Origin of the sequence: Williamsia muralis, from assembly GCF_051487485.1 — a bacterium.
GTDB lineage: Bacteria > Actinomycetota > Actinomycetes > Mycobacteriales > Mycobacteriaceae > Williamsia > Williamsia muralis_B.
Map to the genome: position 1 here is coordinate 84340 of NZ_JAHVCV010000004.1, position 11316 is coordinate 95655.

9 protein-coding genes are annotated in these 11316 nt (G+C 65.3%); 5 read left to right on the forward strand and 4 right to left on the reverse strand.

Translation table 11 applies throughout. The features are described from left to right. Positions 1-178: 178 nt before the first annotated feature. The 3 genes from KXR83_RS11805 (at position 179) to KXR83_RS11815 (ending at position 3545) form a co-directional block, all read left to right on the forward strand. On the forward strand, positions 179-862 hold the full coding sequence (locus KXR83_RS11805) for a hypothetical protein (RefSeq protein ID WP_437425023.1): 684 nt from the start codon (positions 179-181) through the stop codon (positions 860-862). 173 nt (positions 863-1035) lie between these two features. Then, the gene (locus tag KXR83_RS11810) at positions 1036-3354 is read left to right on the forward strand and encodes a carbon starvation CstA family protein (RefSeq protein ID WP_437425024.1); all 2319 of its coding nucleotides are present in this window, start codon (positions 1036-1038) and stop codon (positions 3352-3354) included. Continuing rightward, positions 3354-3545: a YbdD/YjiX family protein gene (locus KXR83_RS11815; protein WP_437425359.1), complete on the forward strand. Its 192-nt coding sequence runs from the start codon at positions 3354-3356 to the stop codon at positions 3543-3545. Before KXR83_RS11810 ends, KXR83_RS11815 begins: the two co-directional genes overlap by 1 nt. 4 nt (positions 3546-3549) lie before the next feature. Here KXR83_RS11815 and KXR83_RS11820 read toward each other — a convergent pair whose 3' ends face one another. Then, positions 3550-4080 carry a hypothetical protein gene (locus KXR83_RS11820; RefSeq protein WP_437425025.1) on the reverse strand — a complete coding sequence of 177 codons (531 nt, stop codon included), beginning with the start codon at positions 4078-4080 and terminating at the stop codon, positions 3550-3552. 46 nt (positions 4081-4126) lie between these two features. Further along, positions 4127-5212, reverse strand: a complete 1086-nt coding sequence (locus KXR83_RS11825) for an NADH:flavin oxidoreductase/NADH oxidase (RefSeq protein WP_437425026.1) — start codon at positions 5210-5212, stop codon at positions 4127-4129. Positions 5213-5349: 137 nt separating this feature from the next. Between KXR83_RS11825 and KXR83_RS11830 the strand changes: the two genes are divergently transcribed. Both KXR83_RS11830 and KXR83_RS11835 read left to right on the forward strand, forming a co-directional pair. After that, positions 5350-6231: an alpha/beta hydrolase fold domain-containing protein gene (locus KXR83_RS11830; protein WP_437425027.1), complete on the forward strand. Its 882-nt coding sequence runs from the start codon at positions 5350-5352 to the stop codon at positions 6229-6231. 244 nt (positions 6232-6475) lie between these two features. Continuing rightward, positions 6476-7831, forward strand: a complete 1356-nt coding sequence (locus tag KXR83_RS11835) for a family 43 glycosylhydrolase (RefSeq protein ID WP_437425028.1) — start codon at positions 6476-6478, stop codon at positions 7829-7831. Between the two features lie 10 nt (positions 7832-7841). Here the strand turns inward: KXR83_RS11835 and KXR83_RS11840 are convergent, their stop codons facing one another. After that, positions 7842-8900 (reverse strand): glycerophosphodiester phosphodiesterase family protein, encoded by a 1059-nt coding sequence (locus tag KXR83_RS11840; RefSeq protein WP_437425360.1) that lies wholly within the window; start codon positions 8898-8900, stop codon positions 7842-7844. A 127-nt stretch (positions 8901-9027) separates the two neighbouring features. Continuing rightward, a complete protein-coding gene (locus KXR83_RS11845) occupies positions 9028-11226 on the reverse strand; it encodes an EAL domain-containing protein (protein ID WP_437425029.1) in 2199 nt (732 codons plus the stop codon). Positions 11227-11316: the final 90 nt, after the last annotated feature.

Below are 11316 nucleotides of genomic sequence, written 5' to 3' on the forward strand. Positions count from 1 at the left end.
TCGTGGCACGGCGGTTCGCAGAAAACCGCTGCAGACGCGAAGTTCCCGGCAACCAGGGACCGGCGTCCCTGTCGGCCGGGACACGTCCCCCCAGACAGTTCTGTCATGTCCATTCCCGACAGGTCCACCGACAACGCGGACGGAATCGGCCCGCACCCCAAGACAAAGGAGAACAACAATGACAACACCCACGACACAGGCTTTGGCCGACACCACGGAGACGGCGACGAGGGGACGCTGGCCGTGGGTGGGCGTGGCTGCCGGAATAGGCGCATTGGCAGCCACTCTGGCTTTCGATCTGCATCCCGAGTGGGACGAGAACACGCCCTACAACGCGGACATTGTCGACGATGTCAGTAGCGGCAAAGCCCACGCATCGATCATCACCGGCTACCTCACTGTCGCCCTGCTCTTGGTGCTGGCCGCCGCGTGGAAGCGCCACGTCGAACCCCGCACCCCGTCGAGCACCGCGGCGCGCGTTGTCCCTCTCGGCTTCACCGCATCGGCGGGTGCCCTCTCCCTGGGTTACGGCTGGAAGGGCGCGATGGGTCTGTACAACGGCGGCTCCGAGGACGAAGCCTTCGACAAGTCGGGTCTGTACGTGCTCTACGTTCTCAACGACTTCGGTTCGTTCATCGGGTACCTCGGCGTCACGGTCGCTGCGGGCGCCGTCGCCTGGTTGGCATTCGGCGAGCGTCTGGTCTCTCGCTGGATCGGGGTGGTCAGCGTGCTCGCGGTACTCCCCGTCATCGTCACCGTCGGCGCATTCGGGCTGCCGGGATTCCCGGGTGTGGTGAGCGGGGTCTGGCTGGTCATCGCGTTCGGTGGACTCGCGCTGGGGAAGAGCACCATCAACCGGTGAGTGAGGTCGTTCGGCACGGAAAGGGGTCTGAAAATCACTGTTCTTGGCCGGGCGTAGAGTGACCGGCGCCACACTGGACTGTGAACCCACGGGTCAGGGTGGCGCCGGATACAGCGCTTGCGGCAGACAGCAGGCGTGAATCCTCCTACCGCCCACAACGCACAGGAGCCACGGTGACCGTCACTCAGGAACGCGACCGAGATCCCCACATCGATCTCATCCGCACCGACCCCGATCTTCCGCCCGTCGCCATCATCGACCGAAGTCCGATGACCGTCGGCAAACGCATCATGTTCGCGATCATCGCGATCATCGGGGCGTGCGCCTGGGCGATCATCGCCTTTGTCCGCGGAGAGACGGTCAACGCGATCTGGTTTGTCATCGCGGCACTGTGCACATACGTGATCGGCTACCGCTTCTACGCGCGCCTCATCGAGATGAAAGTCGTTCGGCCCCGCGACGACCACGCCACCCCGGCCGAAGTCCTCGACAACGCTCAGGACTACATGCCCACCGACCGGCGGGTGTTGTTCGGGCATCACTTCGCAGCAATCGCGGGCGCCGGGCCACTGGTGGGACCCGTCCTCGCCGCGCAGATGGGCTACCTGCCCGGAACCATCTGGATCATCATCGGCGCAGTGTTCGCCGGCTGCGTCCAGGACTACCTGGTGCTGTCGATCTCCACGCGTCGCCGCGGCCGCAGCCTCGGCCAGATGGCCCGCGACGAACTCGGTGACATCGGCGGCTTCGCGGCGATGATCGCCGTTTTCGTCATCATGATCATCCTGATCGCGGTCCTGGCACTTGTTGTGGTCAACGCGCTCGCCGAGAGCCCGTGGGGTGTGTTCTCGATCGCGATGACCATCCCCATCGCCTTGTTCATGGGTATGTACCTGCGGTTCCTGCGTCCCGGCCGAGTGTCAGAGGTGTCGCTGATCGGCTTCGTGCTGCTGATGCTCGCGATCATCTCCGGCCGATGGGTCGGCGAGTCGAGCTGGGGCGCAGACATGTTCAGCCTCTCGCCGGTGTTCCTGAGCTGGGCCATCGTCATCTACGGGTTCGCCGCAGCGGTGCTACCGGTGTGGCTGTTGCTCGCGCCGCGCGACTACTTGTCCACCTTCATGAAGATCGGCACCATCGTGCTGCTCGCGGCGGGCATCGTGATCGCACGACCGGTGATGCAGGCACCGGCGGTCAGCGAGTTCGCACACAACGGCCAGGGCCCGGCCTTCGCCGGTTCGCTGTTCCCCTTCCTGTTCATCACCATCGCCTGCGGCGCGCTGTCGGGCTTCCACTCGTTGATCGCCTCGGGTACCACGCCGAAGTTGCTGGAGAAGGAGAGCCAGGCACGCATCATCGGTTACGGCGGCATGTTGACCGAATCCTTCGTCGCCATCATGGCCCTGATCACAGCCTGCATCCTGAACCAGCATCTGTACTTCGCGATGAACGCGCCGAAGGCGCTGACCGACGGGACCGCGCAGGGTGCGGCCGATTACGTGAACGGCCTCAATCTTCCCGGGGACCCTGCCACGGCCGCTCAATTCGAGCAGGACGCCAAGGCTGTGGGCGAGAGTTCGGTGATCTCCCGAACAGGCGGCGCACCCACGTTGGCGATGGGTATGGCCGACACCATGCAGCGCGCATTCGGCGGGGAGTCGTTGCGTTCCTTCTGGTATCACTTCGCGATCATGTTCGAGGCCCTGTTCATCCTCACCACCGTCGACGCCGGAACCCGTGTGGCCCGGTTCATGCTCTCGGATGGACTGAGCAATGTGAAGGGCGGCAAGCGATTCAAGGATCCGTCGTGGCGACCGGGCGCGTGGCTGTGCACCTTCATCGTTGTCGCTGCGTGGGGTTCGATCTTGTTGATGGGTGTCACCGACCCGCTCGGCGGCATCAACACCCTGTTCCCGCTGTTCGGTATCGCCAATCAGTTGCTCGCGGCCATCGCACTGACGATCGTCCTGGTGATCGTGCTCAAGCGCGGGCTGTTCAAGTGGGCCTGGATTCCCGGCATCCCACTGGCGTGGGACCTGATCGTCACGATGAGCGCCTCATGGCAGAAGATCTTCTCGAGCAATCCCGCCATCGGGTACTGGCAGCAGCACAGCGATTTCCAGAACGCGAAGGACCGCGGAGAGACCGCTTTCAAAACCGCCAAGAACGTCGGCGAGATGGATGCCGTCATCCGGAACACCTTCATCCAGGGCACGTTGTCCATCGTGTTCGCGGTACTGGTCCTGATCGTCGTCATCGCGGCAGCGTTTGTGTGCGTCAAGGCGATTCGGTCAGGAGGACTGCCCACCACGGAGGACACCCCGGTGGAGTCGAAAAGGTTTGCCCCCCGCGGCCTGATCGCCACACCCACAGAGAAGCAGATCGAACGGGAATGGGCCGAGTTCGAGAAAACCGACAGGGTTTCGACGGCTTCGGCGACGGGTGATCCGAACGGGCACGGTACGAGCAAGGGAGCGAGGCCGGCTCCGTGATGGACGTACTCCGCCGCGGCTCAGACGCGGTGCGCTGGTACGTGGGAGCGATGATGGGCGACAGCGATTATCAGCGCTACCTCACCCACCACCGGGCACACCACCCGGCCGATGCCCCGATGACCGAGCGCGATTACTGGCGTACCCGGTACCGCGATCAGGACCGGAATCCGCAGGGCCGCTGCTGCTGATCCGTCAGTCCGGCCGGGTGGCGAAGAATCGGGCGAGTTGTTCGGTCCAATAGCGGTCGTGTCGCTGTTCGACCGCTCTGCGGGTCACCTGCCGGATCACAACGATTCCGCCTACGCCCACCAGCATCGCGAGTAGCACCGCCGGTCCCACTCGTGGGATCGGTCGCCCGAAGGCAGCACCGGCCGGTGCCCAGTCGCCGTTCTCGTCGACGGGGATGTCGCGGTTGCTGCCCGCGGGGGTACCTGACGGTACTGCGATCACACCGTCACGTCGTTGCGACTCCCACTCCCAGTGCGCCCGGACCGCCACGGCCGGGGTACCGATCGTCTGGGCGGTGGCGGGCACGGCCGCCTCGTCGGTCACCGCTCGTACCGCCGCCACCGGCTCGGCGATGGGAGACCGTTCGGCCATGTCCCACACCAGGACTCCCGTGAGCACCGACAACATGCAGGCGACCATCACGCACAGCGCCGACACTCGTCGTAGCCTTCGTTCGAACCGATCGACGGGGCGGCTCAGCAGATCCGGGGGCACCTACTCGATTGTCGGGATATCGCGCGTAGGCGCAACCCGGGATCGGTCAACGCCAGGCGCCGCGCGTGTATTGCGGCGGGTATGGGGCCTCTCGCCAGGTCAGACCCAGTTCGTGCGCCGCGCGCAGTGGCCACGCCGGCTCACGCAGACCAGCTCGTGCCAGCAGGACAGCGTGTGCGGACTCCGCCTCGAGGATCTTCTCGGCCTGCCCCGGCTCGGTGATCAGGCCGACCGCCGCAGTGGGGACACCCGATTGCTCGAGAATGGCCTTGGCGAAATCGACCTGGTAGCCGGGGCCCACCGGGATGTCTGCCAGGACATTCCCGCCACTGGAGACGTCGATCAGGTCGACTCCCAGCGGTTCGACGAGGGCGGCCAGGCGAGCGCTGTCGACCACCGTCCACCCACCCTCTGTCCAGTCGGTCGCAGAGAGCCGCACGAACAGGGGCTTTCCGTCAGGCCACACACGGCGAACGGCTTCGACGACCTCGAGCAAGATCCGGGTGCGGCCTTCGAAATCCCCGCCGTACTCGTCCTCACGGATGTTCGACAACGGCGAGAGGAACTCGTGGAGCAGGTACCCGTGAGCAGCATGGATCTCGACGACGTCGAAGCCGGCATCATGTGCCCGGGACGCCGCGGCGGCAAACGCATCGACGATGCCTGCGATGCCATCGCGGGTCAGGGCCGACGGCGTGGCGTAACCCTCGAAGGCAACAGCAGACGGGGCGCTGGTCACCCAACCCCCATCTGCGTCGGTGATGCTGCCCTCGGCGTCGGCCATCGGGGCGTACGTCGAGGCCTTGCGGCCCGCGTGCGCCAGTTGGACGCCGATCGCCGACCCCTGCCCGTGCACGAAGTCCACGATTCGACGCCATCCTGCTGCCTGTTCGTCATTCCAGATGCCGGCGTCCTGGGGGCTGATCCGCCCGTCGGGCGTGACTGCAGCGGCTTCGGTGAGAATGAGGCCGAACCCGCCGGTGGCCCGGGCGCCGAGATGGACCAGGTGCCAGTCGGTGGGCACGCCGTCTTCGGCAAAACAGCTGTACTGGCACATCGGTGCAAGCCAGGCGCGGTTTGCGATGGTCAGGTCGCGCAGGGTCAAGGGCGTGAAGAGTGCTGGTGTGGTCACGCCACACCTCAACCCCCGCGGCCAGGTGCCGATTCCATGACCCACCCCGACCGTGAGATAGCTCTCGCCGGATCATCAGCAAAATCTCACACGTTGGTGCGGGTTGAACACAGGTCCACGGTCTAATCTCGACACAGATGAGTATTCAGATGAAAGCACTGTCGACGATGCTGAGGCTGAACGGGTTGTCCCTCACCAGCACCGCGGAGCGCGCACGCCGACAGATCTACCGGCCCAAGAAGGTCGTGTCGCCCCCGGAACCGATGTACACCTCGCACATCATCAAACGCCGCTCGATCGGCGGTTTCCGTAGTTACAGCATCACCCCGCGTCGCGTCCGCCCCCAGACCACGGTGCTGTACTTCTACGGTGGCGCGTATGTCAGCGAGATCAGTGCCCAGCATTGGGCTTTCATCGCGCAACTCGCCGACGCTGGCATGCGGGTCGAGGTGCCGATGTACGGTCTCGCTCCCCGCTACGACCATCGGGACGCCCTCCCGTTCATCACTGCGGTGTACCAGCGACTGGTGACCGAACACCCCGGATCGCCCATCGCACTGGTCGGCGATTCCGCCGGCGGGGGCCTGGCGCTGCTGATGGCGCAGACGGCGCGTGACCAGAACCTGCGTCCACCTCAACGCCTGATTCTCATCTCCCCCTGGCTCGACCTGTCCCTCAGCAATCCCGACATCGCTCGCGTCGAGCGTCACGACCCATGGCTCAACCGGTCCACGTTGGACATGGCAGCACGGGTGTGGGCTCCCGACAAACCACTGACGCACCCCGAGGTCAGCCCGATGTACGGCGACCTCGGAGGGCTCGCCCCGACAACGGTGCACATCGGCACCCACGACATGTTGTATCCGGATGCGCTGCGATTCCACGAGCAAGCGAGCGCGGCGGGTTCCGAAGTGGAGCTCAACACCTGCCCTTCCGGGCTGCACATCTACCCGCTGACACCAACCCCCGAGGGCCGCGCGGCCACCCGGCTGATCATCGAGACCCTGCAGCTCGCCTGAATTCGCCGCGCTGAGCGCCATAACCAGCCGAACACGGTTTCGTCACAGCAAGGTGTCGCAGCGTGGCTGAAGTCTCAACCTCAACTTGAGCTGGATATGTTTGCCGCGACCTGAATGGTGAGTTGTGGCGAGGAGCGACATGCACGCGTGGGGGGCTCCGGCCGCTGAACCGATGGATTCGAACACGAGACCGACAGTTGGGCGTCGTTGGGTTAACGCCTGCCGTATCGCGGTTCCCGCTCTCATGGCTCTGCTCGTTGTGATGCTCGCGCCGGTGCCGTCCGCGATGGCACAGTCGATTGTGCAGCCGGTGGCGGCCGACCCGACCGTGATCCGCGCGCAAGACGGTCGGTATTACATGTACGCCACCGCCGACGACTGGGGCGATGGCCAAGGCGAGCACAACATGACCGTGTTCACCTCGTTCGACCTGGTGGACTGGAAGTACGTCGGCGATGTGTTCGACGCGGCGCCCGGCTGGCACCCGCCAGGCAGACTCGCCTGGGCCCCGGACATCTCGGAGTCGAACGGCACCTACTCGCTGTACTACGCGCTCTACGACGAGAAGAACCCCTGCATCGGCCTGGCAACGGCACCGGGCCCCACAGGACCGTGGACCGATCTGGGGCATCCGGTCTTCTGCGCGCAGGACGTCGGCGTCGAGGGCACCATCGACCCATTCCTCTGGGACGACGGAAAAACGAAGACCCTGTTTGTCGGCAACTTCCACGGCGTGTACGCGATACCGCTCAACGCGGAGGGAAATGCGGCGGCCGGAGCCCCGGTCCGGGTGGCCGACGACCGGTTCGAAGGCCCCGAGATCATCTTCCGCGACGGCTACTACTACCTGTTCGTCTCGGCGGGCAACTGCTGCAACGGCGCCGACACCGCATACCGAGTTCTCGCCGGCCGTTCGCAGTCGCTCACCGGGCCGTACCTCGACCGCAAGGGCGATGACCTGAACGCCGGCGGCGGCGCGCTCATCCTCGCCGGCAGTCAGGCATGGGCCGGCCCCGGTCACAACACCGTTGTCACCGACGACGCCGGAGCGGATTGGATTGTGTATCACGCCGTTCCACGCGACGACCTCCAGTTGCCCAGTGGCGCCCAGCGACGTGAAGGGATGATCGACCGCATCGTGTGGGCCAACGGCTGGCCGGAGGTCGGTGACGGCTCACCCGCATCGACGGGGCCTGCGGCTCCGCAGACCAAGCTCCCGGTACAGGTCCGACTCTCCCCGGAGACACCGACCAAACTGCCCGAGGGCGGTGGCCCCCTGAACGCGAAGCTGATGGTCTCCGCACCCGTCGATGCACCCTACGTCGGACAGGTGTGGGTGGATGTGGCGCAACCCGGCAGCGCAACCGGCACAAGCGTTCTCGCACCGATTCCGGTGGACCTCAAACCCGGGCAGACGATGGAACAAACGGTCACGTACACGGTTCCGCCGGAGGCCCCCGCAGGGATATATGGCATCTTCGCCTATGCGGGCGCGACCGTCGATGCGCCGGTCGAGTTCGGGACGGTCACGGCCACCAAGGCGGGCAACTCGGTCGGCAGTGGGCTCGCCGGGTTGTCGACCTCACTCGACAACGCTTAGGCCAACCGACTCACGCAGGCGCGGGCAAGGTCATCCCCCGCGTGGCCATCACCTCTCGCAGGCGAGTGGGGTAGTCGGTGATGATGCCGTCTGCACCCGCTTGGATCTGTGCGTCCATCACGGCCGGATCGTTGATGGTCCAAGGGATCACGGCCAGGCCGGACTCATGCGCGCGGGACACGAAGTCCTCGTCGGCCACCAGCGTGTAGCCCGCCGGCGGTACCTGTCCGTCGGGGTACGGGTTCACATAGCCGGGCGACAACACCGTCACACCGTCGATCGATGAAGCGCCTTTGATCACATCGCCGCCCACCGCATCGAAGTCGACCGGGCCGAGCCACTGGGAATCCTGCTTCCAGGTGGTCTCATCCCAGAGCGCCACCAGCGGGATGCTCGGTTCGGCGTCGTGCACCAACGGCAGTGTGCGCCAGTCGAAGCTCTGAATGCTGACCCGTCCGAGCATGTCGGCCTCTTTCACCGCCGCCAAGGTGACGTCGACGAACTCCTCCGGTGTCGCCGAGTCTGCCCTCTTCTCCGCTTCGATCTTGGTCTCGATGTTGAAGCGGACCGCGTCGGCGCCCCGTGTCTCGACGAGTGTGAACAGTTCCGGCAGAACCGCTATCTTGTTCCCCGCCACCGGCTGCGCTTCGGGATAGCCGACGAGCACCTTGTCGCAGTTGAGGGTTCGGATCTGCGCGAGCGTCAGATCATGCACGAGGTCGCCGACGTACGGGAACTGCGGGTCGCCCGGCGTCGCCGCTGCGGTGTCCGTGCATTTGGTCTCGTCGATCTTCGGATCGTGCCAGATGAGCGGCTGGTTGTCCTTGGTCAGCACGATGTCCAACTCGAGGGTGCTGACCCCGAGGGACAGGGCCTGGTCGAACGCATGCAGCGATTCTTCGGTGTACTCGCCGCGTCCACCGCGATGTGCCTGCAGGTCAAATGATTTCGGCGACTCCGCTCCGGACGCCGATTGCACTGTCGTCGCGCTCTCGGTCGAATCGGTCGAGTCGCTGCCACACGCGACCAGTCCCACCGTGGCGACCATCGCGGCCACCGTTGTCGCCAAGAGATTGTTTCGCACAGCCATCCCATCCCTGTCGTCTGGTACCGCGAAAACCTAACGCACGGGCGGTTCCTGGGCGGGACGAGCAGATCTGAGTTCATCTCCTGTTGGCGTCGAGTCCTACGCCTGGTCACACAATCGCTGATCGCAACGTTGCCGTCACGTCGTCCGCAGCGGCGGGCCGGCCGAGGTGATAACCCTGCGCATAGTCCGCGCCGCACGCCCGAAGAGCCTCGAGTTGCTCGGCGGTCTCCACACCTTCGCCCACGACGGTGACGTCGAAAGCTCGCGCCAGGCCCACGATCGCGGACACGATCGCCTCCGGTCGGGCGCCCGGTAGGTCGGCGATGAACGACTTGTCGATCTTGAAGCACTCGAACACCGGATAGCGATCCAGGTAATAGATCGAGCTGTGTCCCCTGCCGAGGTCGTCGAGCAACAGGGACACTCCCATGTCGTGTAGCTCGGTGAGTGTGCCTGCCACCCTTGCTGTATCGGAGACCCACACCGTCTCGGTGATCTCGAGCCCGAGTGCGCTGGCTTCGAGGCCGGTCGCGGCCAGTACCCGTGAGACCACCCGCGGAAAGGCCGGGTCGCGCAATTGCAGTGCACTCACGTTGACCCGGATCGACACCGTGGTGAACTCACGCCACCTGGCTGCCTGTGCACACGCCTCGGCCAAAGCCCACGTCCCGAGATCTGTTGCCAATCCGGTTCTTTCGGCAACAGCCACGAACTCCACCGGGCTGACCGGGCCATGCACGGGATGATTCCATCTCGCGAGCGCCTCGACTGCGACGATCCGTCCCGAAGCGATCTCCACCAGTGGCTGGTAGTGCAAGGTGAGGTCGCCGCGTTCGAGCGCCGACCGCAGGTCGATGGACAACGACCTGATCCGCTCGGCGTCGTACACGTCGTCATCGTCATAGACCGCATGGCCGCCGGCGCCCATGTCCTTGGCCCGGTACATCGCGAGATCGGCCCGATGGATCAATTCCCGCCGGGACGAGCCCGGTTCGCTGACGGCGACACCGATGCTGGCACTCAGCGGCGTCGGCGCACTGCCGTGCGCGTAGGGAGCCCCCAGCAGCTCGGTGATGGAATGGGCGATCTGCTGTGCTTCGGCGATGTCGTGCACCTGTTCGCAGAGGATCAGGAACTCGTCGCCGCCGAGACGGGCCACCACATCTTGTTCTCGCACAGCGGTTCTCAGTCGCTGAGCAAACCGAACGAGGGCGAGATCGCCGGCTTCGTGGCCCAAGCTGTCGTTGATGAGTTTGAAATCGTCGACGTCCAAGAGCAGCACAGCAACATGGGTATCGGCAGCGTCTGCCCGTTCGAGGGCTTCGTCGATGCACGCATAGGCCAGAGCGCGATTGGGAAGGTCGGTGAGAGGGTCATGCATGCTGCGCTGGCGCACCTGACGGTCGAGCTCGATGCGCCGGATGGCCGCGGAGAGCACATCTGCCACGGTCTGGAGGAACGTGATGTCGCGATCGGCATAGTCGCGCGCGGCAGCACTGTGCACAGAGAGCGCTCCCCACGGCGCGGTCGTGCCGGCTATGGGTATGCCGACACCACTGCGCAGGCCGTAGCTCTCCATCACCTTTGTGGGGAAGCGGGTTTCCGCCAGGCGGTCCGGGCACACCACCACGTCGGCTGTGCTCAGGGTGTAGCCCATGAGCGAGTGATTGCCCGCGGGCACGTCGAAACCGTCTCCCCGTGGGCCGGTGACCGCCTCCAGGCTCAGACGTGTGCTGTCCGACTCGTTGACCCGGGTGACCATGGCGGTTTCCACCCCGACCAGTGTCACCGCAGCCGCGGTCGCTGCAGTCAACAGTTGAGGAAGTTCGGCCTCCAGCGCGAGCCGGCTCAACTCGGCGACGGCTTTCTGTTCGGCACCGAACTGAGCTGTAGCGTCGGCGACCTCGCGCAGCCGGCGGTCGCGTTCATCTCCCCGGCGGCGGTCACGGACGATGGTCGCGAGCACCGACGGCTGGCTGTCGGACCGCTCCACCACAAAGGTCGTGAGTGTCACTGCGATGCGGGTACCGGTCTGAAAATGCTGCAGCTCACTGCGACCACGCCAGTACCCCCGTGACCTGAGGTTTTCCTCCACCTCATCAGAGATCGACAATCCTGCCGGCGTGAAGAAGTCCGCCGTCGACAACTCCGGATCGGGCAGCGTGTCGGCCGGCAGACCAACCAGTTCCCGGCCGGCGGGATTGACGTAGAGCACCCGTCCCGAGAACTCGGACAGCACGATCAGGTCGGGAGACAACTCGAGGATCGCACGCAGGATCTGCGGGTCTTCCACGAATCCGGCCATGCGCCGCCCAACCCTCTCCGACGCGCTTGTGGCCCTGCCGACAACGAATCCACGGGGCGGGATCGAGCGCGAGCACACCGTGTGCGACTG